General features: G+C 68.9%; 22 protein-coding genes. 15 read left to right on the forward strand and 7 right to left on the reverse strand.

The genetic code is table 11. The features are described from left to right. Positions 1 to 25: 25 nt before the first annotated feature. The 5 genes from mnmE to rpmH form a co-directional block, all read right to left on the reverse strand. Entirely contained in the window at positions 26 to 1,444 is a 1,419-nt protein-coding gene (gene mnmE, locus KBC94_RS24535; RefSeq protein ID WP_294376565.1) for a tRNA uridine-5-carboxymethylaminomethyl(34) synthesis GTPase MnmE, read from the reverse strand. Positions 1,445 to 1,554: 110 nt separating this feature from the next. Further along, entirely contained in the window at positions 1,555 to 3,315 is a 1,761-nt protein-coding gene (gene yidC / locus KBC94_RS24540; RefSeq protein WP_294376566.1) for a membrane protein insertase YidC, read from the reverse strand. Next, a complete protein-coding gene (gene yidD, locus KBC94_RS24545) occupies positions 3,312 to 3,572 on the reverse strand; it encodes a membrane protein insertion efficiency factor YidD (protein WP_017760450.1) in 261 nt (86 codons plus the stop codon). The genes yidC and yidD overlap by 4 nt, the downstream gene beginning before the upstream one ends. 16 nt (positions 3,573 to 3,588) lie before the next feature. Continuing rightward, complete coding sequence (locus KBC94_RS24550; RefSeq protein WP_294376788.1) at positions 3,589 to 3,996, reverse strand: ribonuclease P protein component; 408 nt, start codon at positions 3,994 to 3,996, stop codon at positions 3,589 to 3,591. A gap of 215 nt (positions 3,997 to 4,211) precedes the next feature. Further along, positions 4,212 to 4,346: a 50S ribosomal protein L34 gene (gene rpmH / locus KBC94_RS24555; protein ID WP_006299042.1), complete on the reverse strand. Its 135-nt coding sequence runs from the start codon at positions 4,344 to 4,346 to the stop codon at positions 4,212 to 4,214. A gap of 362 nt (positions 4,347 to 4,708) precedes the next feature. On the opposite strand from rpmH, the gene dnaA reads away from it, so the two are divergent. The 10 genes from dnaA to KBC94_RS24605 all read left to right on the forward strand — a co-directional run bounded on the left by dnaA (position 4,709) and on the right by KBC94_RS24605 (position 15,419). Then, a complete protein-coding gene (dnaA, locus tag KBC94_RS24560; RefSeq protein WP_234193405.1) occupies positions 4,709 to 6,130 on the forward strand; it encodes a chromosomal replication initiator protein DnaA in 1,422 nt (473 codons plus the stop codon). 89 nt (positions 6,131 to 6,219) lie between these two features. Next, positions 6,220 to 7,338 (forward strand): DNA polymerase III subunit beta, encoded by a 1,119-nt coding sequence (gene dnaN / locus KBC94_RS24565; RefSeq protein WP_234193406.1) that lies wholly within the window; start codon positions 6,220 to 6,222, stop codon positions 7,336 to 7,338. A 115-nt stretch (positions 7,339 to 7,453) separates the two neighbouring features. Then, positions 7,454 to 10,075, forward strand: coding sequence for a DNA topoisomerase (ATP-hydrolyzing) subunit B (gene gyrB, locus KBC94_RS24570; RefSeq protein WP_294376574.1), 2,622 nt, complete (start codon positions 7,454 to 7,456; stop codon positions 10,073 to 10,075). A 104-nt stretch (positions 10,076 to 10,179) separates the two neighbouring features. Continuing rightward, positions 10,180 to 11,199 (forward strand): AraC family transcriptional regulator, encoded by a 1,020-nt coding sequence (locus KBC94_RS24575; RefSeq protein WP_294376577.1) that lies wholly within the window; start codon positions 10,180 to 10,182, stop codon positions 11,197 to 11,199. A 147-nt stretch (positions 11,200 to 11,346) separates the two neighbouring features. Then, positions 11,347 to 12,270 (forward strand): complex I NDUFA9 subunit family protein, encoded by a 924-nt coding sequence (locus KBC94_RS24580; protein ID WP_294376581.1) that lies wholly within the window; start codon positions 11,347 to 11,349, stop codon positions 12,268 to 12,270. Next, complete coding sequence (locus KBC94_RS24585) at positions 12,267 to 12,746, forward strand: DUF2269 domain-containing protein (protein ID WP_294376583.1); 480 nt, start codon at positions 12,267 to 12,269, stop codon at positions 12,744 to 12,746. The genes KBC94_RS24580 and KBC94_RS24585 overlap by 4 nt, the downstream gene beginning before the upstream one ends. Continuing rightward, complete coding sequence (locus tag KBC94_RS24590) at positions 12,743 to 13,516, forward strand: DUF4166 domain-containing protein (RefSeq protein ID WP_294376586.1); 774 nt, start codon at positions 12,743 to 12,745, stop codon at positions 13,514 to 13,516. The genes KBC94_RS24585 and KBC94_RS24590 overlap by 4 nt, the downstream gene beginning before the upstream one ends. A gap of 120 nt (positions 13,517 to 13,636) precedes the next feature. After that, positions 13,637 to 14,113 carry a carboxypeptidase-like regulatory domain-containing protein gene (locus KBC94_RS24595; RefSeq protein WP_017760441.1) on the forward strand — a complete coding sequence of 159 codons (477 nt, stop codon included), beginning with the start codon at positions 13,637 to 13,639 and terminating at the stop codon, positions 14,111 to 14,113. A 201-nt stretch (positions 14,114 to 14,314) separates the two neighbouring features. Continuing rightward, complete coding sequence (locus tag KBC94_RS24600) at positions 14,315 to 14,821, forward strand: carboxypeptidase-like regulatory domain-containing protein (RefSeq protein ID WP_294376590.1); 507 nt, start codon at positions 14,315 to 14,317, stop codon at positions 14,819 to 14,821. A 139-nt stretch (positions 14,822 to 14,960) separates the two neighbouring features. Beyond that, positions 14,961 to 15,419 carry a RidA family protein gene (locus tag KBC94_RS24605; protein WP_294376593.1) on the forward strand — a complete coding sequence of 153 codons (459 nt, stop codon included), beginning with the start codon at positions 14,961 to 14,963 and terminating at the stop codon, positions 15,417 to 15,419. 9 nt (positions 15,420 to 15,428) lie between these two features. On the opposite strand, the gene KBC94_RS24610 is transcribed toward KBC94_RS24605, so the two are convergent. Further along, entirely contained in the window at positions 15,429 to 17,066 is a 1,638-nt protein-coding gene (locus tag KBC94_RS24610) for an MFS transporter (RefSeq protein ID WP_294376595.1), read from the reverse strand. Positions 17,067 to 17,141: 75 nt separating this feature from the next. Here KBC94_RS24610 and KBC94_RS24615 point away from each other — a divergent pair, with 75 nt between their 5' ends. After that, positions 17,142 to 17,972, forward strand: coding sequence for an alpha/beta hydrolase (locus tag KBC94_RS24615; protein WP_294376598.1), 831 nt, complete (start codon positions 17,142 to 17,144; stop codon positions 17,970 to 17,972). Between the two features lie 81 nt (positions 17,973 to 18,053). Continuing rightward, entirely contained in the window at positions 18,054 to 18,353 is a 300-nt protein-coding gene (locus KBC94_RS24620) for an antibiotic biosynthesis monooxygenase (protein WP_294376602.1), read from the forward strand. A gap of 100 nt (positions 18,354 to 18,453) precedes the next feature. On the opposite strand, the gene KBC94_RS24625 is transcribed toward KBC94_RS24620, so the two are convergent. Continuing rightward, positions 18,454 to 18,930, reverse strand: coding sequence for an Lrp/AsnC family transcriptional regulator (locus KBC94_RS24625; RefSeq protein WP_294376605.1), 477 nt, complete (start codon positions 18,928 to 18,930; stop codon positions 18,454 to 18,456). Positions 18,931 to 19,108: 178 nt separating this feature from the next. Between KBC94_RS24625 and KBC94_RS24630 the strand changes: the two genes are divergently transcribed. The 3 genes from KBC94_RS24630 to secD all read left to right on the forward strand — a co-directional run bounded on the left by KBC94_RS24630 (position 19,109) and on the right by secD (position 25,297). Continuing rightward, on the forward strand, positions 19,109 to 22,717 hold the full coding sequence (locus KBC94_RS24630; RefSeq protein ID WP_294376608.1) for an indolepyruvate ferredoxin oxidoreductase family protein: 3,609 nt from the start codon (positions 19,109 to 19,111) through the stop codon (positions 22,715 to 22,717). Between the two features lie 287 nt (positions 22,718 to 23,004). Continuing rightward, positions 23,005 to 23,334: a preprotein translocase subunit YajC gene (gene yajC / locus KBC94_RS24635; RefSeq protein ID WP_234193418.1), complete on the forward strand. Its 330-nt coding sequence runs from the start codon at positions 23,005 to 23,007 to the stop codon at positions 23,332 to 23,334. Between the two features lie 76 nt (positions 23,335 to 23,410). Next, a complete protein-coding gene (gene secD / locus KBC94_RS24640; protein WP_294376613.1) occupies positions 23,411 to 25,297 on the forward strand; it encodes a protein translocase subunit SecD in 1,887 nt (628 codons plus the stop codon). Positions 25,298 to 25,319 lie beyond the last annotated feature (22 nt).

Here is a 25,319-nt window from a genome sequence, read left to right on the forward strand (position 1 = left end):
GGCGGCCGGCGCGCTGGCGGCCCGGTTACTTGCCGATGCAGAAGCGCGAGAAGATCACGCCCAGCAGATCGTCCGACCCGAACTCTCCGGTGATCTCGTTGAGCGCGTTCTGGGCCAGGCGCAGTTCTTCGGCCAGCAGATCCAGCGCGGGCATCGGCGCCTCGAGATGGGCCGATGCCATGTCGAGATGGCCGGCCACCCGATGCAGCGCCTGCACATGGCGGGCGCGGGCCAGGTAGACACCCTCGGGCACTGCCTGCCAGCCCGCCAGAGCCAGCAGCTTTTGGCGCAGGGCTTCGATCCCCTCGCCAGCCTTGGCCGACAGGCGCAGGGCCTCTTCAGGCAGCGCCGGCATCGAGGCGGCCTCGACCGCGTCGGACTTGTTCCAGACCTCCAGCAGCGGCACGCGCGGCGGCAAGCGGCCGGCCAGGCCCGCGCGGATCTCGGCGTCGGCGGCCTGGTAGTCATGCTGGGCGGCGCGCGTCAAGTCGTGCAGGAAGAGCACCGCATCCGCATCCTCGATCTGGCCCCAGGCGCGGGCGATGCCGATGCGCTCTACCTCGTCGCCCGATTCGCGCAGGCCGGCCGTGTCCACCACATGCAGCGGCACGCCCTGGATCTGGATGGTCTGCGAGACGATGTCGCGCGTGGTGCCGGCGACCGGGCTCACGATCGCAAGCTCGGCGCCGGCCAGCGCATTCAGCAGCGAGCTCTTGCCGGCATTGGGCTGGCCGGCGATCACCACCTTGATGCCCTCGCGCAGCAGAGCCCCCTGACGGGCCCGCTGCTGCACGGACGCCAGCTGCGCCTGCAGGCGCGCAAGCTGGCCCGCGGCATCGGCCTGCTGCAGGAAGTCGATGTCCTCCTCGGGAAAGTCGAGGGTCGCCTCCACCAGCATGCGCAGGTGGATCAGCGCATCGCGCAGCGCATGGATCTCGCGCGAGAAGGCGCCGCCCAGCGAACGGCCGGCGCTGCGCGCCGCCGCCTCGGTGCTGGCGTCGATCAGGTCGGCGATGGCCTCGGCCTGGGCCAGGTCGATCTTGCCGTTCTGGAAGGCGCGCTGGCTGAACTCGCCCGGCTGCGCCACGCGCAGGCCCGGCAGGCGCGGCAGGCCGGTGGCGGCATCGACCTCTTCGCCGGCCGCAAGACAGCGGGCCAGCAGCAGTTGCAGCAGCACCGGCCCGCCGTGGGCCTGGAGTTCGAGCACGTCCTCGCCGGTGAAGGAATTGGGACCGGGAAAGTACAGCGCAAGGCCATGGTCCAGCGCGCTGCCATCGGCATCCAGGAAGGGCAGGTACGTCGCCTCGCGCGGCTTGAGGTCGCGCCCGCACAGGCCACGCACCAGCGACACGAGGCCCGCGCCCGACACACGCACGATGCCCACGGCGCCGCGGCCGGGGGCGGTGGCGATGGCAGCGATGGGGTCGTTCAGACGGGCGAGCATGGCGGTGATTCTTTCAGCATTGGCCAGGGTCGGCAGGGGCGATGGCGCGGCCGCCGCAAACGAACAGGCCGCCCGGAGGCGGCCTGTGACGCAAAGCGTGAGCGCCCCGTTTACTTGGTGACGCCCAGACGCTTGTTGATCACGTACTGCTGCGTGATCGACAGGATGTTGTTCGTGATCCAGTACAGCACCAGGCCGGCCGGGAAGAAGAAGAACATCACGCTGAAGGCCAGCGGCATGATCCACATCAGCTTGGCCTGCATCGGGTCCGGCGGTGTGGGATTGAGCCAGGTCTGCAGCAGCGTGGTGCCCGTCATGACCAGCGGCAGGATGAACCAGGGATCCGGTGCCGACAGGTCGCGGATCCACAGGATCCACGGTGCATGGCGCATTTCGACCGAGGACAGCAGCACCCAGTACAGCGCGATGAACACCGGGATCTGGATCACGATGGGGAAGCAGCCGCCCAGCGGGTTGACCTTCTCCTCGCGGTAGATCCGCATCATCTCCTGCTGCATCTCCTGCGGCTTGTCCTTGAGGCGCTCGCGCATTTCCATGATGCGCGGGTTGATCGCCTTCATCTTGGCCATGCTGCCGTAGGCCTTGGCGTTGAGCCAGAAGAAGGCGGCCTTGAGCAATACCACCAGCGCCACGATGGACCAGCCCCAGTTGCCCAGCAGCTTGTGCAGCTGGTCGAGCAGCCAGTACAGCGGCTTGGAGATGATGGCGAAGATGCCGTAGTCCTTCACCAGGTCCAGGCCGGGGGCCAGGGCTTCGAGCTTCTTCTCTTCCTCGGGGCCGGCGAAGAGCACGGTGTCCACCGTCTGCGTGGCGCCGGGCGCCACCGTCGGCAGGTTGGCCACCATGGCCACGGCATACAGGTTGGGGCCCAGAGCATCCGGGCCCTGCACGCGGAACTCGCGCTTGAGGCCGGCGCTGTGCGTGGGCTCCACCAGCCAGGCCGAGGCGAAGTAGTGCTGCACCATCGCCACCCAGCCGGTTTCGGACGCAGGCGGCACCTCGGCCTTGCCCTTGGCGATGTCGGCGAAGGCGATCTTGTGGAACTTCTTCTCTTCGGTGTACGCGGCGGGGCCGGTGAAGGTGCTGGTGCCCAGCATGCTGCCGTGCGCCTCGACGCCGTGGCGCAGCAATTGCAGGTACAGCTGCGGATCGCGCGGCTGGTCGCCCACGTTCACCACCTGGTGGCGCACATGGATGGCGTAGTCGCCGCGCTTGAAGACGTAGGTCTTGACGTACTTGAGGCCGCCGGCGGGCTGCGATTCGAAGCTCACCTCCAGCGTGTCCTGGCCATCGGCCAGCCGGTACGGGCCGGGCTTGGTCGCCATCAGGCTCAGGTGGTTGGGGAACATGGCCCCACCGCCGGCCGGATTCAGCAGGCCGGTCTGGGCGAGGTAGCGGTTGGCCGGGCCGTCGTCCATGAGCACGACCGGCTCTTCAACGACCGGCAGGGCCGGCATGTTCAGCAGGCGGCGCACCATCGGCATCAGGCCGCCGTGCGAGGTTTCCTGCATGTACTGCAGGAGCTCGAGGTGGGCGAGCGTGCCGCCCTGCGGGTCGATGGCCGCCTTGAACACATCAGTCTCGATCTGCACGCGCTCGGCCGGCACGGAGGTGGACGAGGCCGTCGGCGCGGCGGCCGCACTGCCGCCGCCCGCTGCGGGCACCCCGGCGGCGGAGGCCGACGGCGCCGAGGCGCCGGGAGCGGGCGTTGGCGCCTGGGCGGTGACGGCCGGCTTGGTCGAGGGTAGGAAGGTCGGCGCGCGGCCGTTGTGGACCTGCCACTGGTCCCACAGCATCACCAGCGAGAAACCGAAGATCACCCAGAGGATGGTGCGGCGAATGTCGTTCATGAAGAGGACTTCTTGTCGAGAGAGGTGAACAGCCCGGCCCCGGCCGCAGGCGGCACGGGGTCGTGCCCGCCCGCGCACCAGGGATGGCAGCGGGCCAGGCGCCTCAGCGTGAGGTAGCTGCCCTGCGCCGCGCCGTGCGTCTGCAGCGCCTCGATGGCGTAGACGGAGCAGGTGGGCGAAAAGCGGCAGGCGCCACCCAGCCACGGGCTGAGCAGCAGACGGTAGGCGCGGACGATGGCAATCAGAAGACGCTGCATCGGCGACGGTCGGATTTCAGGCAGCCGTGCGGCGCGCGCGGGCGAACAGCTGCTCCAGCTCCGCACGCACGGCGCGGCGCAGGGCTTCGGAGGTGGCGCTGACGAACTGGCGACGGTCGAAGGTCGTGCGCAGGCGCACCACGTACGCGGCGGGCGGCTGGCCTTCGAGACAGAGCCCGACGGTGTAGATCTGGCGGCGGATGGCGTTGCGCGTGACGGCGCGACGGGCCCAGCGCTTGGGCACCATGGCGCCCAGCCACACGCCCGTCGGACGAAACAGCGCCGCGGCAGGCGCCTCCCCATCGGAGACGGACTCGACCGGCAATGGCAACGCACGCCGATGCAAGGCGAAATGCGGCGTGCGTGCAATGGTCGCCCCCGCCATACCCGCCTGGAACTGGTCTCGGTTGCGCAGGCGCAGCAAAGCCGCCGGCACCTGCGCGTGCGCAGCCGGCGAGGGCTCTGAAGGGGGCTGCCCCGAAGCGCGAGGAACGAGGCTCACGCGCTGTGGACAAGCAGTTGGCAACAGCCGGCGGCCGCGGCAAAGACCCGCGACGCCAGTCGGCCAAAACCCACCCCGGCCCGTGCCGGCGGAATCCGCGGCATCGCCAGAGGCGGGCCTGCCCACCACGTCACCGTTCAGACGGCCAGGCGCTTGCGGCCCTTGGCGCGGCGGGCGTTGATGACGGCGCGGCCGCCACGGGTCTTCATGCGGACCAGGAAGCCGTGGGTACGGGCGCGGCGGATCTTGGACGGTTGGTAGGTGCGTTTCATGACGAGGGTTCCTGCAAGAGTGCTGATCGACAGGCCCGTCTGGTGATGTGGAGTCGGACCCTGGATTGCAGCGCGAAGGCACGCGCCTTCGAATTTGCTGCAATCAGGTCCGCGGCCGGGCCCCGGCTGCCCTTGCACCACGCGCGCCGAGGCCGCCCGGTGCAAAAGGGAACCCGAAATTATCGCAGACATCCGAACGCGCAGCAATGCATGCGCTTATCAGCCAGCAATGCCGCCGCCCGTCAAGGGGTGTGGATAAGTTTTTGACAAGTTAGAATCGCGCGTGCTTTCCGTTCGCAACTATCCACAACAGACATACGCGCCGATGAACCCCCAGCGGCCCTTCGGTCAGCGCAGCCGCCATGTCGAGTGAAGGGGTCGGTGCCAGCCTCTGGCAGGCCTGTGTCGACCAGCTCGCGCAAGAGCTGTCCGAGCAGCAATTCAATACCTGGATCAAGCCGCTGACCGCGCAGGTGACCGACGACCTGACGCGGATGACGATCTTTGTCGCCAACCGCTTCAAGCTGGACTGGATCCGCGCGCAATACGCCGCCCGCATCGCCGACATGGCCGAGCGGCTGTCGGGTCAGCCGGTGGCCGTCGAACTGGCCCTGGCGCCGCGCGAGATCCCGGTGCGCCAGCCCGTCACGGTGCAGGCCGTGCCCTCGTCCATCTCCGAGCCCGAACCGCTGCGCCCCGGCGACGGCCCGATGGGCATGTCCGGCATGGGCGGTGCAGCGCCCGACGAACCGGCCGGGGCCTTCAAGAACCGGCTGAATCCGCAGCTCACCTTCGACAGCCTGGTCGAAGGCTCGGCCAACCGCATGGCGCGCGCCGCGGCGATGCACGTGGCCGGCACGCCGGGCCACCTGTACAACCCGCTGTTCATCTATGGCGGCGTCGGCCTGGGCAAGACCCACCTGATGCATGCCGTGGGCAACAAGCTGCTGGCCGACAAGCCCGACGCCAAGATCCTCTACCTGCACGCCGAGCAGTTCGTGTCGGACGTGGTCAAGGCCTACCAACGCAAGACCTTCGACGAGTTCAAGGAACGCTACCACTCGCTCGACCTGCTGCTGATCGACGACGTGCAGTTCTTCGCCAACAAGGACCGCACGCAGGAAGAGTTCTTCAACGCCTTCGAGGCCCTGCTGGCGAAGAAGTCGCACATCGTGATGACGAGCGACACCTATCCCAAGGGCCTGACCGACATCCACGAGCGCCTGGTGTCGCGCTTCGACTCGGGCCTGACGGTCGCCATCGAGCCGCCGGAGCTCGAGATGCGCGTGGCCATCCTGATCAACAAGGCCGCGGCCGAGAGCGCCGAGATGCCCGAAGAGGTGGCCTTCTTCGTCGCCAAGAACGTGCGCTCCAACGTGCGCGAGCTCGAAGGTGCACTGCGCAAGATCCTGGCCTATTCGCGCTTCAACCAGAAGGAAGTCTCCATCCAGCTCGCGCGCGAGGCGCTGCGCGACTTGCTGTCGATCCAGAACCGGCAGATCAGCGTGGAGAACATCCAGAAGACCGTCGCCGACTACTACAAGATCAAGGTCGCCGACATGTACAGCAAGAAGCGCCCGGCCAGCATCGCGCGGCCGCGCCAGATCGCGATGTACCTGGCCAAGGAGCTGACGCAGAAGAGCCTGCCCGAGATCGGCGAGCTGTTCGGCGGCCGCGACCACACCACCGTGCTGCACGCGGTGCGCAAGATTTCCGGCGAGCGCCAGCAGCTCACCGAGCTGAACCAGCAGCTGCACGTGCTGGAGCAGACGCTCAAGGGATGAGCATCCCCACCCCAAAAAGGGGCGCAGACAATGCGCCGGCATCCGGGCCCCTGCCCGGGAAGATCGAGGACGAAGAGTAGAGGACGTACATGATTGTTCTGAAGGCACCCCAAGACCAGGTTCTGGCAGCCCTGCAGTCGGTGGCAGGCATCGTCGAGCGTCGCCACACGCTGCCGATCCTGGCCAACGTGCTGATCCGCAAGGCCGGCGGCCAGCTCCAGCTGACCACCAGCGACCTGGAAATCCAGATCCGCACCACCGCCGAGCTCGGCGGCGACGACGGCGCCTTCACCACCACCGTGGGTGCGCGCAAGCTGATCGACATCCTGCGCACCATGCCGGCCGACCAGACGGTGAGCCTGGAATCGAGCCAGAACAAGCTGGTGCTCAAGGGCGGCAAGAGCCGCTTCACGCTGCAAACCCTGCCGGCCGAGGACTTTCCGCTGGTGCAGGAAGCCGCCAGCTTCGGCCCGGCCTTCAGCGTGCCGCAGCGCACCCTGAAGGCACTGCTGTCGCAGGTGTCCTTCGCGATGGCGGTGCACGACATCCGCTATTACCTCAACGGCATCCTGTTCGTGGCCGAGGGCAAGCAGCTGTCGCTGGTGGCCACCGACGGCCACCGCCTGGCGTTCTCCAGCGCCACGCTGGACGTCGAGGTGCCGCGCCAGGAGGTGATCCTTCCGCGCAAGACCGTGCTGGAGCTGCAGCGCCTGCTGTCCGACGCCGACGGCGACACGCCGCCCATGATCGAGCTGCAGTTCGCCAACAACCAGGCCAAGTTCAACTTCGGCACGATGGAGTTCGTCACCAAGCTGGTCGAGGGCAAGTTCCCCGACTACAACCGCGTGATCCCCAAGAACCACAAGAACAGCGTGACGCTGGGCCGCGCGCCGCTCTTGGCCAGCCTCCAGCGCACGGCCATCCTGACCAGCGACAAGTTCAAGGGCGTGCGGCTGAACATCGAGCCGGGCCTGCTGCGCATCGCCTCCAACAATGCCGAGCAGGAAGAGGCGGTGGACGAGCTGGACATCGACTACGGCGGCGACAGCATCGAGATCGGCTTCAACGTCACCTACCTGATCGATGCGCTGGCCAACATGGGCCAGGACATGGTGCGCGTCGACCTGCAGGACGGCAACAGCTCGGCGCTGCTGACCATCCCCGAGGACGCGAACTTCAAGTACGTGGTCATGCCGATGCGAATCTGAGGTCGCGACGCGCCCTCAAATTCGCTTCGCGTGCATGTGGCGCACCCCCTGCCCCCGCCAAGCGGGGGTTCCAGCCAGATGACAGTCACAGCCGCTTCGCGGCTTCAAGTTAAAGATGAGCGACAACAAGCAGCCCGACGCGCCTGAAACGCCCAAGACCGAGCCCGTGTACGAAGCCGAGATCGACAAGGCGATCCCGATCGAGGTGACGCCCGACACCGGCTATGGCGAAGGCGCGATCCAGATCCTGGAAGGCCTGGAGGCCGTGCGCAAGCGGCCGGGCATGTACATCGGCGACACCTCCGACGGCACCGGCCTGCACCACCTCGTCTTCGAGGTGGTCGACAACTCCATCGACGAGGCCCTGGCCGGCCACTGCGACGACATCGTCGTCACCATCCACACCGACAACTCGATCTCCGTCACCGACAACGGCCGCGGCATCCCGACCGGCGTGAAGATGGACGACAAGCACGAGCCCAAGCGCTCGGCCGCCGAGATCGCGCTGACCGAGCTGCACGCAGGCGGCAAGTTCAACCAGAACTCGTACAAGGTGTCGGGCGGCCTGCACGGCGTGGGCGTCTCGTGCGTGAACGCGCTCAGCAAGATGCTGCGCCTGACGGTGCGCCGCGACGGCAAGGTGCATGTGCTCGAATTCAGCCAGGGCTTCGTGCAGAACCGCATCCTGGAAACGGTGAACGGGGTCGAAGTCTCGCCCATGCGCGTGACCGGCGAGACCGACAAGCGCGGCACCGAGGTCCACTTCCTGCCCGACACCGAGATCTTCAAGGAAAACCACGACTTCCACTACGAGATCCTGGCCAAGCGGCTGCGCGAGCTCTCCTTTCTGAACAACGGCGTGCGCATCCGCCTGAAGGACGAGCGCAGCGGCAAGGAGGACGACTTCTCCGGCGCCGGCGGCGTCAAGGGCTTCGTGGAATTCATCAACGGCACGAAGAAGGTGCTGCACCCCAACGCCTTCTACGCCACCGGCGAGCGGCCGGCCGACAGTTACGGCGGCATTCCCGGCACGAGCATCACCGTCGAGGTGGCGATGCAGTGGAACGACGCCTACAACGAGCAGGTGCTGTGCTTCACCAACAACATCCCGCAGCGTGACGGCGGCACCCACCTGACCGGCCTGCGCGCCGCCATGACGCGCGTGGTGGGCAAGTACATCGACCAGAACGACCTGGCCAAGAAGGCCAAGGTCGAGGTCAGCGGCGACGACATGCGCGAAGGCCTGTGCTGCGTGCTGAGCGTGAAGGTGCCCGAGCCCAAGTTCAGCAGCCAGACCAAGGACAAGCTGGTCTCCAGCGAGGTGCGCGCGCCGGTCGAGGACATCGTGGCCCGCGCCCTGACCGAGTACCTGGAAGAACGCCCGCAGGACGCCAAGATCATCTGCGGCAAGATCGTGGAGGCCGCCAAGGCCCGCGAGGCCGCCCGCAAGGCCCGCGAGATGACCCGCCGCAAGGGCGTGCTCGACGGCATGGGCCTGCCCGGCAAGCTGGCCGACTGCCAGGAGAAGGACCCCGCCCTGTGCGAGATCTACCTGGTGGAGGGCGACTCCGCCGGCGGCAGCGCCAAGCAGGGCCGCGACCGGAAGTTCCAGGCCATCCTGCCGCTGCGCGGCAAGATCCTGAACGTGGAGAAGGCGCGCTACGAGAAGCTGCTGACCAGCAACGAGATCGTGACCATGATCACCGCGCTGGGCACGGGCATCGGCAATGCCGGCGCCACCGGTGGCAATGGGGCCGACGACTTCAACGTCGCCAAGCTGCGCTACCACCGCATCATCATCATGACCGACGCGGACGTGGACGGCGCCCACATCCGCACGCTGCTGCTGACCTTCTTCTACCGCCAGATGCCCGAGCTGGTGGAGCGCGGCCACATCTACATCGCGCAGCCGCCGCTGTACAAGGTCAAGGTCGGCAAGGAAGAGCAGTACCTCAAGGACGGCCCGGCACTGGAGGCCTTCCTGCTGCGCGTGGCGCTGAAGGACGCGGCCGTGCACACCGGTGGCGCCAACCCCACCGTGCTCAGCGGCGAGACGCTGGACGCGCTGGCGCGCAAGCACCAGCTGGCCGAATCGGTCATCGACCGCCTGGGCGTCTTCATGGACGCGGAGGCGCTGCGCGCCATCGCCGACGGCGTGCGCCTGGATCTGGACACGCCCGCGGCCGCCGAGGCCAGCGCCGTCGCGTTGCAGGCCCGCCTGCGCGAGATCAGCAGCAACGGCATCCCGGCCGAAGTGGCGAGCGAGTTCGACGTGCGCACCGACAAGCCGCTGCTGCGCATCAGCCGGCGGCACCACGGCAACATCAAGAGCAGCGTGCTCACGCAGGAGTTCGTGCACGGCGCCGACTATGCGGCGCTGGCCGAAGCCGCCGACACCTTCCGCGGCCTGCTGGGCGAAGGCGCCACGGCCCGCCGCGGCGATGGCGACAAGGCCAAGGAAGAGCGCGTGAGCGACTTCCGCACCGCCATGCAGTGGCTGCTGTCCGAAGCCGAACGCGTCACCGCCCGCCAGCGCTACAAGGGCCTGGGCGAGATGAACCCCGAGCAGCTCTGGGAAACAACCATGGACCCGGCCGTGCGCCGCCTGCTGCGCGTGCAGATCGACGACGCCATCGAAGCCGACCGCGTGTTCACCATGCTGATGGGCGACGAGGTGGAGCCGCGGCGGGAGTTCATCGAGACGAATGCGCTGCGCGCGGCGAATATCGACGTGTGAGCGGGCGACTGGGCATTTCGTCCTGCTTTCGCCCGGCGCGGTAGCGGCAGGCCGAGGCGCGGTCGGCGAGCGGCGGCAGAATGCGCAGCCTCCGGAGCCCCCCCGTGACCGTCCTCGCTCTGCTTCTCGCCGGTTATTCGATCTTCTGCGCTGCGGCGCTGGCTGTTCTCCAACTGCGCAACGATTCCGGGACTCGCCAGCCGTTTGCGCAGACCATGGGCCTGCTGACGCTGGCGCTGCTGGCCGGCCTTCAAGGCGCGCATGCGGCCTGGCTCTACGCCGATGTGCCCGCGCCTCACGAACGCCTGTACACCCTCGCGCTCTTCGCCGTCGCGCCGTGCTTCTTTCTGTTCAGCCGCGAACTGCTGACGCCGGCTCGAGCCCAGCCGCGCCCGCGGGACGCATGGCATGCCCTTCCCATGCTGGCTGCGTTCCTGCTGCCTGAAGAAGCAGCGGGACCGACCGCCTTTCTGATCGGTGCCGGCTACCTCCTCTGGCTGGGCCACCGCCTCCTGGCCTTGCGCCCGGAGCGCGCGCGCTTCCGGACCGAGATCGGACTGCTGGGCACGGCCTTCCTGCTTGCCATCGCCGTGGCGCTTGCCGGCATGGCGCCCGGTCTCCTACCGGACAAGCGCTTCACGGCGCTGTATGCCATCGCCATCGGTATGGCATTCCTGCTGGTGCAGACCACGCTGCACCAGCGTCCGCAGTTGGAGGCCGAAGTCCAGGAAGCAGCGCAGAGCGCCTACCAGCACACGACGCTGGCCCGTGTCGACTGCGACGCCGCGCTGGCCCGGCTGTTCCAGCTCATGCAGACCCAGCAACTCTTCGTCGATCCCGCGCTCAGCCTGCCGGCGCTGGCGGCCCGGCTGGACCTGACGACCCACCAGCTGTCGGAACTGCTCAACACCCGGCTCGGCAAGAGCTTTGCCCGCTATGTGCGCGAACAGCGGATCGAGGCGGCCAAATCGATGCTCTGCGACGAGCCGTCCGCCTCGGTGCTGTCCGTCGGGCTGGCCGTGGGCTTCGCCGCCCAGTCCAACTTCTACGAGGCCTTCCGCGACATCGAGGGCATGACGCCCGGCCAGTACCGCAAGCTGCACGGCCCCGCCGCAAGACGCTGATCGGCACGGCAGGGGCGGACGACGGCGATTTCCGCTCCGAAATGATCGATCCGGAGCGCAAAGCTGCACCGATTCGATCCAACGGGAGGCGCCGCCGCCGGGCGGCTTCCAGACTGAGGGCTGCTCATTCACATGGAGTCCTGCCCAATGGATGCCTCCCTTCCCGCCCCTGCCGGCCAAGGCCTGCCTCAGCGCGGTTCGCCACAGCGCGTCCTGCTCGTGGGCGCCTCCGGCTTTCTTGGGCGCCACATCGCCGCCGTGTTGGCGTCGCAAGGCCACGCCGTCGCCCCCGTGTCGCGCCGCCATGGCCTCGACTTGGCCCACCTCGACCGCCCCGAGGCGTGGCAGCCCCTGCTGGTCGGCATCGATGCCGTGATCAACGCAGCCGGCATCCTGGTCGAGCAGCAGGGCCAGACCTTCGAAGCTGTGCATGTGCGTGCCCCGCAGGCGCTGTTCGATGCCTGCGTGCGCGCAGGCGTACAGCGCGTCATCCAGATCTCGGCACTGGGCGCCGACGACAGTGCCTTCTCGGCCTACCACCTCAGCAAGCGCGCGGCCGACGACGCATTGCGGCGCACGTCGCTCGAGTGGTTCGTCCTGCGGCCCTCGCTCGTGCACGGAGCGGACGGCGACAGCGCAAGGCTCTTGATGCGTTGTGCGCGGCTGCCCTGGATCCCGGTGCTGGGCACCGGCCGGCAGCGCATCCAGCCCGTGCTGGTCGACGACCTGTGCGCCACGGTCCTGGCCTGCCTGCGCACGCGCCAGGCGCGACGCACGCTGGACGTGGTGGGCCCCGAGCCGCTGACTTTTGCCGAATGGCTGCAGCGGCTGCGGGCCGCCCAGGGACGTGCGCCGGCCAGGCTGCTGCACATTCCGAAGGCGTGGGCCTATGTGGCCGCCGCCCTGGCCGGAGGGCTGAGCCCCTTGCTGCATCGCGACAACCTGCGCATGCTGGAGGCCGGCAACGTGGCCGACGCCGAGCCGCTGGCGCAGTTCCTGGGCCGGCTGCCCGCCACCCTTGCGCCGGCCTCCCGCGCCGACACGACACGCGCCCAGGGAGCCGCCTCATGAGCTACACGGCCCTCAAGTCGCTGCACATCCTCAGCATGGTGCTGCTGTTCGGCACCGGCCTGGGCAGCGCCTTCTACAAGTGGATGGCGGACCGCAGTGGCAACGTGCAACACATCGCCATCACCAACCGGCATGTGGTGCTGGCAGACTGGCTCTTCACCACGCCGACCGTGATCTTTCAGCCCCTCAGTGGCCTGTGGATGGCCGCCATGGCGGGCTGGTCATGGCATTCGCCGTGGCTGGCCACGAGCCTGGCGCTGTATGGCCTGGCGGCCCTGTGCTGGCTGCCGGTGGTCGGACTGCAGATCCGGATGCGACGGCTGGCCGAGGCCGCCGCCAGCGCCCATGCACCGCTGCCGGCCATCTACTGGCGGCTGGCACGCTGCTGGTTCTGGCTCGGCGTGCCGGCCTTCACGGCCATGGTCATGATCGTGGTCCTCATGGCGTTCAAGCACCTGCCGGGGGCATCATCATGAGCGGCCAGGCATCCGCCCCGACGCAGGACCGCACGGCCGGCAAAGACGTTTCGGGCTGCGCGGGGGCGCGTTGCGCGCAGACAGGTCGCGGTCCGGGCCTTGACCCGGACACCAGCGTTCCCGGTCCGATGGAGTGCGCGTTGGGCGCGGACTGGGCACGGCTGCCGCCCGCCCTCCAGACGCACCACAGCCGCACCACCGCGGCGGACGTCGGCCACATGGACATCGAGTTTCCCGCCGCGATGCGACCCGTGTTGCGCGTCATGGCCTGGCTGGGCGCGCTGCTCGAAAGACGGGCCGTCGCGGTGCCGACGCACGTGGTCCGGCAGATGGCCGGCGGGCGACAGCACTGGCGGCGCACCATCCGCTTCGACGACGGCCGCGTCTACCGCTTCGACAGCGTCTGGGAATGCGCCGGCCCCGGTCGGCTGATCGAGTACGTGAACCCCTTCCTCGGTCTGGAGATGGCGCCCCGGCTCGACGACTGCCGCCTGTGCTACCGAGGGATTCGCTTCGTGCTGAAACTCGGCCCTGCCAGGATCGGGATTCCGCAATGGCTGGGCCCGGGCGTCACGGACATCGTGGAAGAGGCACTCGACGAGCACCGCTTCGCGATGGATTTCCGCATGACCCATCCCTGGTTCGGTCAGCTGTACCGGTACGCGGGCGTGTTCATCACGGGAGTGCCCGTCTCATCGGCGGAAGAACAAACGTCGCAGGCGGACCCGCCCCCGCCCTCCGGGCCGGCCAGTGCGGCGGCGGGGCGGTGACCTTAAGCCGCACCTAAGGCGGCAGGCGGAAAGTCGAGCGCACTCCCCGGCCGCCACGGCGTCCGCTCCGCCGCCGGGGATGCGAATCCAGCGGACGGAAAGCCAAGGAAGGACATTGCCATGACCACCCTCACCTCCTCCATCGCTCGCCGTACGGCCCGCCCCCTTGCCGTTGCACTGCTACTCGGCATGGGCGCGCTCATGGGCGTGGCGCACGCCGACACCCTGCCCCCCGTACGCACGGCGCCGACCGGCGTCGAGTACATCAGCGGCGGCGTGGGCAGTGACGAGGCCCATGCCATGCAACAGGCGGCGACCCGGTGGCCGGCCAGCTTCGAGTTCGCCGTCAAGGACGGCGCCAAGGCCGACTTCGCGGCCAACGTGCATGTGACGGTGCAGGACGCCCGCACCGGCGCCACGGTGCTGCGCAACGTGAGGGCGGACGGGCCCTTCATGGCCGCCAAGCTGGCCCCCGGCGTCTACCGCGTGACGGCCTCGCTGGACGGCAAGGCGCTGCAGCGACAGATCGACGTCGGCGCCAAGGGCCCGGCGCATGCGGTCTTCATGTGGCCGGCCGGCACGGACATGGCTGGTTGAGCAAGACCCCCAGGCTGCGCGCTTCGCGCTCCGCCTCCCCCCTGTAGGGGGCACATCCTGCGGCCCGGCGAAGCCGGTTCCGCGGATGTTGCTGGCGTGGCCTGCTCCGCGGCCTCCTGATCAAACACGAGGTCTGCCGCACCCGCCACCACCGCGCGGCGGTCCTTTCGAGAAAACGAACCTGTCACACCTCCGTCCATCATGAACACCCCCACACTCGACCGCTCTCTCGCCCGCCCCATCTCCAACCCGATGGTCGCCGTGGGCAACCTGATGGCCGCCAGCCTGCTGGCCGTGGTCGCCGGCGCGGCCCATGCCTCGACCACCTACAACCCGCCCATCGAGATGACCAAGGCCGGCATCGAGTACATGAGCGGCGGCACCACGCCCGACGAAGCGAAGCTGATGAAGGTGGTGGAGCCGCGGTGGCCTGCCAGCTTCGAGTTCGATGCCAAGGGCCAGGGCCCCCTTCCAACGGGCGCACCCATCAAGGTGACGGTACGCGACGCCGGCAGCGGCGCGGTGGTGCTCAGTGACGTGACGGCGGGCGGTCCGTACATGGTGGCTCGGCTGGACCCGGGCCGCTACCAGGTGACGGCCACGCGCGATGGCCAGACCGTCTCACGCGACATCGAGGTGGGCCGCTACACCACGGCCCATGCGGTGTTCGACTGGAACGGCGGCACGGGCGTGGCCAGCAGCCGCTGACGGGGCGCTGAGCCAGCTTGCTGCGGGTGAGCACAGCCGCGGCCCAGGACTCCCCGGCACAGCCCGTGCGTGCCTCGCCGCAGCTTGGCCACAATGGCCCGCTGTTCGACGCAGCCTGCCGTCGCAAAGGAGTCTTCCCATGAGCATGGGCACCCCCATGGCCCGTTATGCCGCCGCCCGCCGGGTCGGCGATTTCGTCTTCATGAGCGGCGTGGTGGCCGTCGATCCGGCCACGCGCCGCGCCGTCTCGCGCTACGAGGACCTGCCCGAGGCCGCGCAGGCCGAGCTGCGTGGCCTGGGCTACGCCACCGGCCAGATGTCGGTGGACGTGTTCGAGGCGCCCGTGGTGGCGCAGAGCTGGTTCGTGCTGGCCCGCATCCGCGACCTGGCGGCCGAGCAGGGCGGCACCATGGACGACGTGGTCAAGCTGGTGCAGTACTTCCGACGCCTGCCCGACTACGCACTCTTCAACCGGGTGCGCGGCCTGTTCTATCCGGGCGAGCCGCCGGTCTCCACCGTGGTGGAGGTCAACCGCTTCCTGCCCGGGGACGAGGTGCTGATCGAGGTCGAGGCGACGATGTACCTGCCGCGCGGCTGAGGCGCCGCGTCAGCCGCGTTGCACGATGTAGCGGTTGACCACAGGCATCGTTTCGCCGCGGTGGAAGGCCAGCCGCCGCTCGCGCAGCGCCAGGTCGGCCGCGGTGGCGCGGTGGAAGCGCCGCAGGTGCTCCGTCCACGACTCGTCCACCACCTGCTCCACATAGCGCTCGGGCGCCGACAGGTCGTGCAGCAGTTCCCACGCGATGGCGCCCTGGCTGAGTCGGGCGCGGCGCGTCTCCTGCATCACGGCATGGAAGGCGGTGGCGCGGGCCGGGTCGATCAGGTATTCGACGGTGATGACCACGCGGCCGTCCTCGCCGGCACTAGCGGGCGGCGGGTTGAAGGCCCAGTCGGTGCCGGCGGGGCTCATGTCGTCCTCGCCCGGGCCGTCGGGTACCCAGCGCAGCACGGCCAGCATCACCAGCGTGCCCGTCACGGCGGCCACCAGCAGGCTGGCGCGCAGCGTGCTCAGTTCCGCGATCTGGCCCCACACCGCCGCGCCCAGCGCGCCGGCGCCCATGATGGCCATCTGATAGGTGGACATGCCGCGCGCCCGCACCCAGTCGGGCAGGGCCAGCTGGGCCGACACCGACAGCGAGTTGGCCACCGTGATCCAGGCCGCGCCACAGAAGAACACGGCGAAGGCGGCCAGCCACAGCGCAGGCGACAGCGCCAGCACGGCGGTGCCCACCGACAGCAGCATCGAGCCGTAGAGCACGCGGTGGTCACGGTCGAACATCTCCCGCAGCCGGGGCAGCAGCAGCACCGCGATGATCGAGCCCGCCCCCATCGAAGCCAGCAGCAGCGTGAAGGTGCCGGCGCCGCCCTTCGGCCCCTCGTGGAAGCCGCGCGCCAGCAGCGGCAGCAACGCCAGCACCGCGCTGGAATGGAAGAAGGAGACGGCCACCCGCGACAGCACGGCCCGCATGCGCTGCGACTGCCGCACGAACTGGACGCCCACGCGCATGGCGCTCACCAGCCGCTCGCGGCCCAGCGGATCGACCTTGTGCTCGCGCCGCCAGCGCAGGATGACGAAACCCGAGGCAATACTCAGCACCGCATTGAGCACGAAGACCCACACGCTGCCCGCGCTGGCGATCAGCACGCCCGCCACCAGCGGCCCGACGATGCGCGAGGCATTCATCGCGATGCCGTTCAGGCCCATGGCGGCCGGCAGCAGCGGGCGCGTGACCAGCTCGGGCACGATGGCCGAGAACACCGGCCAGCGCAGCGCCAGGCCGATGCCGTTGGCGAAGGTGAGCGCCAGCAGCAGCGGCGCGTTCATCTTGTCGAGCCCGATGGCCACGCACAGCACGGTGGCCGAGCCCGCCAGCCAGAACTGCGTGGCCACCAGCCAGCGCCGGCGGTCCAGGATGTCGGCCAGCGCCCCGCTGGGCAGCCCAAGCAGGAAGACGGGCAGCGTGGAGGCCGTCTGCACCAGCGCCACCCACATGGGCGAAGTGGTGAGCGTGGTCATCAGCCAGGCGGCCGCGACGTCGTTCATCCACATGCAGGTGTTGGCGATGAACCAGGTGCCCCACAGCAACCGGAAGACCGGCAGCCGCAACGGCTCCAGGGCCGCGAAGCGCGGCGCGCGGCGGGGTGGCGGGGCGGGGCTGGTCTCGTCGGGGTCGATGGGCGGCATGCGTGCCTGATTGTGGGGCAGCGGGCTTGGCCCTAAGCTCGAACGCTTCGTTCGCCCCCCGGTGCACCCATGAACATGACGGCTTCCACCCCCTCCGGCCCGGCGCTCTGGCGCGGCATGGACCGCCCCACCCTCGACGCCGCCTACGACAGCTCGGCCGCGGTGCCCGACTTCAAGGCCATCACCGGCCGCTGGCCCGAGCGCAGCGCACCCTGGCGCACACGGCCCGACACACGGCTGGATGTGCCCTATGCCGAGCCGCCGCGCTGCCGCATCGACCTGTTCGGACCGGCCGACGCCTCGCCGCTGGTGGTCTTCCTGCACGGTGGCTACTGGCAGATGCGCGGACGGGAGCAGTTCTCCTTTCTGGCCGAAGGGCCGCTGGCGCATGGCCTGGGCTTTGCCGCCGTGGGCTACACGCTGGGGCCGGAGGCCGGCATGGACCGCATCGTCGAGGAATGCCGGCAGGCGCTGGCCTTCCTGCGCCACGAGACGGGACGGCCCATCGTGCTGTCGGGCTGGTCGGCCGGGGGCCACCTGACGGCCTGCCTGCAGAACGAGGCGGGCGTGATCGGCAGCCTGGCGATCAGCGGTCTGTACGAGCTGGAGCCGATCCGCCTGGGCCGGCTGAACGACAAGCTCGGCATGGACGCCGCCACTGCCCGGCGCCACTCGCCGCTGCACCACCTGCCCGCCAACTCGCCGCCGATGGTCATCGCCTGGGGCGAGGCCGAGCAGCCGGAGCTGCGCCAGCAGTCGCTGGACTACGCCGCCGCCCGCGAGGCCGCCGGCCTGCCCACGCGCCGGCTGCCACTGGCCGGCCTGCAGCACTTCGACGAACTCGACACCTATGCTGACCCGAACGGCGCCATGACGCTGGCGCTGGTCGCACTGGCGCGCGGCTGAATGACGACGCGCCGGGTGCCCTACGTGACACGAGCCGGCGATGCACCATCCCCCTTCTTTCAACCCTCAGGAGACTCTCCCGTGATCCTCGAAACCGCAGACATCCGCATCCAGCCCGGCCGCCAGGCCGACTTCGACGCCGCCATCGTGCGCGGCCTGCAGACCGTCATCGCCAAGGCGAAGGGCTTTCGCGGCTGGCGCGTCGTCAAGGGCATCGAATCGCCCGAGCGCTACCTGCTGCAGATCGAATGGGAGACGCTGGAGAACCACACGGTCGACTTCCGCGAATCGCCGGCCTTCGCCGAATGGCGCGCCATCGTCGGGCCTTTCTTCGCGCATCCACCGGTGGTCGAGCACTTCACGCTGGTCGGCGCTGCCTGAACGGCCGCTACCGTCGGCGTGCGGCGGCCGGGCTGAAAGCCGCCCGCAGGCCGATGCGCTCCCCTAACGCCCCGCGCCGCAGCAGGGCCCCTGCGGGCACTCACCCGCCCAGGTGGCCCAGCGGCAGCGCCGAATTCGCCTTCACCTCGCCCAGCGAGAAGCTGGTGTGCAGGTCCTTCACGTTGGGCAGCGTCATCAGGCTGTTGAGCGCGAAGCGGGAGAAGGCGTCCAGGTCCTGCGCCACCACCTGGAGCTCGAACATGCCGTTGCCGCTGATGTAGTGGCAGGCCACCACCTCGGGCAGGCGGCGGATGGCCTCTTCCAGCACGCGGGTGGCGTCGCTGGTGGCGCGGTCGGTGTCCACCCGCACGAAGGCCAGGACGCCCAAGCCGATCTTGCGGCGGTCCAGCTCGGCGTGGTACCCCTTGATGTAGCCCTGCGCCTCCAGGGCGCGCACCCGGCGCCAGCAGGGGGCGGCCGACAGCCCGACCCGCTGGGCCAGCTCGGCATTGGTGAGCCGGGCGTCGTCCTGCAGCTCGCGCAGGATGGCGAGGTCATATTTGTCAATGCTTTCCAAAGCGGCACCCTTTGCGCAAGATCCTTTCCCGATCATCCGTTTTCAGCGCATGGAAAGCAAACACCTATCCAAGGGCCGGGCATACACTTTGCGCACATGATGCATCGGGGGACTTCCACCCGGCGCCCTGCCCACCTGCCACGGCCCACAAGGCCCCAGCCGACGGAGAGAGACAACGATGAACGCTCCCTTGCCCGAACACATCCGCAAGGCCCTCGAGACGGTCACGCTCGATGACAAATACAGCCTGGACTACGGCCGCGCCTTCATGAGCGGCGTGCAGGCGCTGGTCAAGCTGCCCATGCTGCAGCGCCTGCGCGATGCGCAGCAGGGCCACAACACCGCCGGCTTCATCAGCGGCTACCGCGGCTCCCCGCTCGGTGGTTACGACCAGGCGCTGTGGAAGGCCAGCAAGTACCTCAAGGCGCAGAACATCGTCTTCCAGCCCGGCGTCAACGAAGAGCTGGCGGCCACCGCGCTGTGGGGCACGCAGATGCTGGGCTTCTCGCCGAAGGAGCAGCAGAAGTTCGACGGCGTCTTCGGCATCTGGTACGGCAAGGGGCCGGGCGTGGACCGTTGCTCCGACGTGTTCAAGCACGCCAACATGGCCGGCACCGCGCCGCTGGGCGGTGTGATCGCCATCGCGGGCGACGACCACATCTCCAAGAGCAGCACCGCCGCGCACCAGAGCGACCACATCTTCAAGGCCTGCGGCACGCCGGTGTTCTTCCCGGCCAACGTGCAGGAGATCCTGGACCTGGGCCTGCATGCCTTCGCCATGAGCCGCTTCGCCGGCATCTGGTCGGGCATGAAGACGATCCAGGAGATCGTCGAATCCAGCGCCACCGCCATGATCGACCCGGACCGGGTCGAGATCGTGCTGCCCACCGACTTCGACATGCCGCCCGGCGGCCTGCACATCCGCTGGCCCGACGCGCCGCTGGAGCAGGAGGCGCGCCTCATGCACTACAAGTGGTATGCCGCGCTGGCCTACATCCGCGCCAACCGGCTCAACCACAACGTCATCGAGGGGCCCAACGACCGCTATGGCCTCATGGCCAGCGGCAAGGCCTACAACGACACCCGCCAGGCCCTGGCCGACCTCGGCCTGGACGACGCCGCCTGCCGCCAACTGGGCATCCGGCTGCACAAGGTGGGCGTGGTCTGGCCGCTGGAGGCACAGCTCACCCGCGACTTCGCCACCGGCCTGCAGGAGATCCTGGTCGTCGAGGAGAAGCGCCAGGTCATCGAATACCAGCTCAAGGAAGAGCTCTACAACTGGCGCCCCGACGTGCGGCCCAACGTGCTGGGCAAGTTCGACGAGCTGGCGGGCGACTTCTCCGGCGGCGAATGGGCCATGCCCAATCCCACGGCCAACACGCTGCTGCGCGCCAATGCCGACCTCAACCCGGCGCTGATCGCGCGGGCGCTGGTCAAGCGGCTGAAGAAGACCGGCATCCTGGCCTCGGGCGGTGCCGACCTGGTGGCCCGCGTGGAGGCGCAGATGGCGCTGCTGGAGGCCAAGGAGCGCTCGATGCAGGTGCTCAACGCCGGCGGTGTACAGGGCGCGGACCGCGTGCCATGGTTCTGCTCGGGCTGCCCGCACAACACCAGCACCGTGGTGCCCGAAGGCTCGCGCGCCATGGCCGGCATCGGCTGCCATTACATGGCCAACTGGATGGACCGGTCCACCTACGGCTTCACGCAGATGGGCGGCGAGGGCGTCCCCTGGGTGGGCCAGGCGCCCTTCACGCACGAGAAGCACCTGTTCGCCAACCTGGGCGACGGCACCTACTTCCACAGCGGGCTGCTGGCCATCCGTCAGAGCATCGCGGCGGGCGTCAACATCACCTACAAGATCCTCTACAACGACGCCGTGGCCATGACCGGCGGCCAGCAGGTGGGCGAACGGCCCGAGGGCCATTCGGTGCTGCAGATCGCCGAGAGCCTGCATGCCGAAGGCGCGACGAAGGTCGTGATCGTCACGGACGAGCCGGCCAAGTACCAGGGCGTGGCCATTCCGGGCAGCTACGCCGGTGAGACGGTGAAGGTGCGCCACCGCGACGAGCTGGACGCGGTGCAGCGCGAGTTCCGTGAGATCGCCGGCACCACGGCCATCATCTACGACCAGACCTGCGCCACCGAAAAGCGCCGCCGCCGCAAGCGCGGCACGATGGCAGATCCGGCCAAGCGCGTGGTCATCAACGACCTGGTGTGCGAAGGCTGCGGCGACTGCAGCGTGCAGAGCAACTGCCTGTCGGTGGAGCCGCTGGAAACCGAGTTCGGCCGCAAGCGCACCATCAACCAGAGCACCTGCAACAAGGACATGAGCTGCCTGAAGGGCTTCTGTCCCAGCTTCGTCACCGTCGAAGGCGGCCAGCTCAAGAAGAAGGCCAAGGGCAAGGCCGGTACGCCGGCCGAACTGGGCGCCCTGCCCGAGCCTGCGCTGCCGGCGCTGGCGGCCAACCAGGTCTGGGGCATCGTCGTCGCGGGCGTGGGCGGCACGGGCGTCATCACCATCGGCCAGCTGCTGGGCGTCGCAGCACACATCGAGGGCAAGGGCATCGTCACGCAGGACGCCGCCGGCCTGGCCCAGAAGGGCGGCGCCACCTGGAGCCATGTGCTGATCGGGGCGCGGCAGGACGACATCCGCACCACCCGCGTCGGCACCGCCGCCGCCGACCTGGTGCTGGCCTGCGACCCCATCGTCACGGTCAACGGCGAGACCCTGGCCCGCATGCGCGAGGGCCGCACGCACGTGGCCCTCAACACCCACAGCACGCCCACCGCCAGCTTCGTCAAGAACGCGCAGTGGCAGAACCCGCAGGACGCCTGTGCCGTGCAGATCGGCAAGGCCGTGGGCGAGGCCGGCGTGGGCGCCTTCGACGCCGATGCGGCCGCCTCGCAGCTGATGGGCGACACGCTCTTCGTCAACCCGATGATGCTGGGCTATGCGTGGCAGAAGGGCTGGATTCCGCTGGCACACGAATCGCTGATGCGCGCCATCGAGCTCAACAACGTCGCCATCGAGGCCAACAAGGCCGCCTTCGAATGGGGCCGCCAGGCCGCGCACCGGCCGGCCGAGATGGCCCAGCGCCTGAACCCGGGCCAGGTGATCGAGTTCAAGAAGCGCGAGACGCTGGCCTCGCTGGTGGCGCGGCGCGTGGACTTCCTGACCGACTACCAGAATGGCGCCTATGCCGAGGACTACCGCGCCTTCGTCGAACGCGTGCGCGCGGCCGAGGCGCCGCTGGGCAAGACGGCGCTGGCCGAGACGGTGGCCCGCCAGCTCTTCAAGCTGATGGCCTACAAGGACGAGTACGAGGTGGCGCGCCTGCACACGCAGACGGGCTTCCGCGAGCGCATCGACCAGATGTTCGAAGGCGACTACACCGTGCACTACCACCTGGCGCCGCCGGCGATCGCCAAGCGCAACGCCAAGGGCGAGCTGGTCAAGCAACGCTTTGGTCCATGGATGCATCGCGCCTTCGGCGTGCTGGCACGGCTCAAGGGCCTGCGCGGCACCGCTTTAGACCCCTTCGGCCGCACCGAGGAGCGCCGCACCGAACGCGCGCTGATCGGCGAATACCGCGCGGCCATCGAGGAAGTGCTGCAGGGCCTGGACGCCGAACATCATGCGCTGGCGCTGGAGATCGCCGCGCTGCCCGACGGCATCCGCGGCTACGGCCATGTGAAGGAACGCAACCTGGCTGCTGTGCGCACGCGCTGGCAGTCGCTGATGGCGCGCTGGCGCACGGGCGAGCCGGCCACACGCGCCGCGGCCTGATCAGCGCGCGCGGCCGTCCGCCCCGCGGAATGCCGCGCGCCGCTGTCCGGGGTGCAGGCCGAGGCGCGCGGTGACAGCAGCCTTGGCAGGGCGTGCAATATCCCGCGCCGCGTGCCGGCTTGACGCCGGCCCGTCAAGACCCCCCGCATACAATCCGCCGGTTGTGCGAAGCCCTCCCCTCGTGGGTCTCTTCGCGCACCGGCGGCCCCGCTTCCAGCGATCCGGCCGCCCCGGAACCGCGGGCACCGCCTGCGGTCAGACCCCATCCGCTCTCCTGGAGACCTCCCTTGTTCATTTCCTCCGCTTTCGCCCAGACCGCCCCTGCCGCCGGTGGCGGCGACATGATGTCTTCCCTCACCAGCATGCTGCCGCTGGTGCTGATGTTCGTGGTGCTGTACTTCGTCATGATCCGCCCGCAGATGAAACGCCAGAAGGAAACGCGCGCCATGCTCGACGCGCTGGCCAAGGGCGACGACGTGGCCACCGCCGGTGGCGTGGTCGGCCGCATCAGCGCCATGGGCGACCAGTTTCTGACGCTGGAAATCTCCAACGGCGTCGAGATCAAGGTGCAGCGCAGCGCCGTGGTCCAGGTGCTCCCCAAGGGCAGCTACAAGTAATTAGGCGCAGAGGCTGCCCCCGGGGCAGCCTCTCTTTTTGAGCGCATCCGCGTCTCGATTCCTTAGGTATCCAGCGATGAACCGCTATCCGGTCTGGAAGTACGCGATCATGGTGATCGTGCTGCTGGTGGGGCTGATCTACACCCTGCCCAATCTCTTCGGCGAAGCGCCGGCCGTGCAGGTCTCGCCCGCCAAGTCCACCGTCAAGGTGGATGCCTCGACGCAGCAGCGCGTGGAAGCGGCGCTCAAGGCCGCCAACCTCACGCCCGACATGCTGACGCTGGATGCCAACTCCATCCGCGCCCGCTTCGGCACCACCGACGACCAGCTCAAGGCCCGCGACGTGCTGCAGCATGCCCTGGTGCCCGATGCCAATGACGCACCCTACGTGGTGGCGCTGAACCTGGTGTCGCGCTCGCCGACCTGGCTGTCGGCACTGCATGCCTTCCCGATGTACCTGGGCCTGGACCTGCGCGGCGGCGTGCACTTCATGCTGCAGGTGGACATGCAGGGCGCCCTGGACAAGCGCGCCGAGACCTTCGCCAGCGACCTGCGCACCGCCCTGCGCGACAAGAGCATCCGCGGCGCAGCCGTCACGCGCAACGGCCAGGCCATCGAGGTGCGCCTGCGCGACGCCGCCGCCCAGCAGGCCACGCAGAACATCATCCAGGACCAGTTCACCGACCTGGCGGCCACCGCCAGCCAGGACGGCAGCGACTACAAGCTGGCCGTGACCATCAAGCCCGAGGCGGCCCGACGCCTGGAAGACAGCGCCCTCAAGCAGAACATCACCACGCTGCACAACCGGATCAACGAACTGGGCGTGGCCGAGCCGGTGATCCAGCAGCAGGGCCTGGACCGCATCATCGTGCAACTGCCCGGCGTGCAGGACACGGCCAAGGCCAAGGAAATCCTGGGCCGCACCGCCACGCTGGAACTCCGCCTGGTGGACGAAAGCGCCGAAGGCCGCGCCGCCGAACTGGGCACCGGCCCCGTGCCCTTCGGCTCGGAGCGCTTCATGGACCGCGAAGGCCGTCCGGTGATCGTCAAGAAGCAGGTCGTCATCAGCGGCGAGAACCTGACCGACGCGCAGCCCGGCTTCGATTCGCAGACGCAGCAGCCCAAGGTCGACCTGACCGTGGACGCCAAGGGCGGCCGCATCATGCGCGACGTCAGCCGCGACAACTACCGCAAGCGCCTGGCCATCCTGCTGTTCGAGAAGGGCAAGGGCGAGGTGCTGACGGCGCCGTCGATCAACGGCGAGCTGGGCACGCGCTTCCAGATCTCCGGCTCGATGAACGTGGTCGAGGCCAACGACCTGGCCCTGCTGCTGCGCGCCGGCTCGCTGGCCGCGCCGATGGAGATCATCGAAGAGCGCACCATCGGCCCGAGCCTGGGTGCCGACAACATCGCCATGGGCTTCAAGAGCGTGGCCTACGGCTTCCTGGCGATCATGGTGTTCATGTGCGTGTACTACGCGCTGTTCGGCGTCTTCTCGTCGATCGCGCTGGGCGTGAACCTGCTGCTGCTGGTGGCCATCCTGTCGATGCTGCAGGCCACGCTCACGTTGCCGGGCATCGCGGCCATGGCGCTGGCCATCGGTGTGGCCATCGACTCCAACGTGCTGATCAACGAGCGAGTGCGCGAAGAGCTGCGCAACGGCGCCTCGCCGCAGGCCGCGATCCACGCCGGCTACGACCGTGCCTGGGGCACCATCCTCGACTCCAACGTGACCACCCTGATCGCGGGCCTGGCGCTGCTGGCCTTCGGCTCGGGCCCGGTGCGCGGCTTCGCGGTGGTGCACTGCATCGGCATCGTCACCTCGATGTTCTCGGCCGTGTTCTTCTCGCGCGGGCTGGTCAACCTCTGGTACGGCCGCAAGAAGAAGCTCAAGACCGTGTCCATCGGCACCGTCTGGCGTCCGGGCCAGGCCGACGACACGGCCCTGGCCAAGGCCAAGTAAACCGCGGCACGGAGCACAACGA

This window comes from Pseudacidovorax sp. (assembly GCF_017991995.1).
Taxonomy (GTDB): Bacteria; Pseudomonadota; Gammaproteobacteria; order Burkholderiales; family Burkholderiaceae_C; genus Xenophilus.

Coding starts and splice junctions, on each gene's coding strand:
- rpmH (WP_006299042.1), bottom strand. CDS start 4,346: ATGAAACGCACCTACCAACCGTCCAAGATCCGCCGCGCCCGTACCCAC.
- mnmE (WP_294376565.1), bottom strand. CDS start 1,444: ATGCTCGCCCGTCTGAACGACCCCATCGCTGCCATCGCCACCGCCCCC.
- KBC94_RS24630 (WP_294376608.1), top strand. CDS start 19,109: ATGAACGCTCCCTTGCCCGAACACATCCGCAAGGCCCTCGAGACGGTC.
- KBC94_RS24600 (WP_294376590.1), top strand. CDS start 14,315: ATGAACACCCCCACACTCGACCGCTCTCTCGCCCGCCCCATCTCCAAC.
- KBC94_RS24595 (WP_017760441.1), top strand. CDS start 13,637: ATGACCACCCTCACCTCCTCCATCGCTCGCCGTACGGCCCGCCCCCTT.
- KBC94_RS24615 (WP_294376598.1), top strand. CDS start 17,142: ATGACGGCTTCCACCCCCTCCGGCCCGGCGCTCTGGCGCGGCATGGAC.
- gyrB (WP_294376574.1), top strand. CDS start 7,454: ATGAGCGACAACAAGCAGCCCGACGCGCCTGAAACGCCCAAGACCGAG.
- dnaN (WP_234193406.1), top strand. CDS start 6,220: ATGATTGTTCTGAAGGCACCCCAAGACCAGGTTCTGGCAGCCCTGCAG.
- KBC94_RS24590 (WP_294376586.1), top strand. CDS start 12,743: ATGAGCGGCCAGGCATCCGCCCCGACGCAGGACCGCACGGCCGGCAAA.
- yidD (WP_017760450.1), bottom strand. CDS start 3,572: ATGCAGCGTCTTCTGATTGCCATCGTCCGCGCCTACCGTCTGCTGCTC.
- KBC94_RS24580 (WP_294376581.1), top strand. CDS start 11,347: ATGGATGCCTCCCTTCCCGCCCCTGCCGGCCAAGGCCTGCCTCAGCGC.
- yidC (WP_294376566.1), bottom strand. CDS start 3,315: ATGAACGACATTCGCCGCACCATCCTCTGGGTGATCTTCGGTTTCTCG.
- secD (WP_294376613.1), top strand. CDS start 23,411: ATGAACCGCTATCCGGTCTGGAAGTACGCGATCATGGTGATCGTGCTG.
- dnaA (WP_234193405.1), top strand. CDS start 4,709: ATGTCGAGTGAAGGGGTCGGTGCCAGCCTCTGGCAGGCCTGTGTCGAC.
- KBC94_RS24610 (WP_294376595.1), bottom strand. CDS start 17,066: ATGCCGCCCATCGACCCCGACGAGACCAGCCCCGCCCCGCCACCCCGC.
- KBC94_RS24585 (WP_294376583.1), top strand. CDS start 12,267: ATGAGCTACACGGCCCTCAAGTCGCTGCACATCCTCAGCATGGTGCTG.
- KBC94_RS24605 (WP_294376593.1), top strand. CDS start 14,961: ATGAGCATGGGCACCCCCATGGCCCGTTATGCCGCCGCCCGCCGGGTC.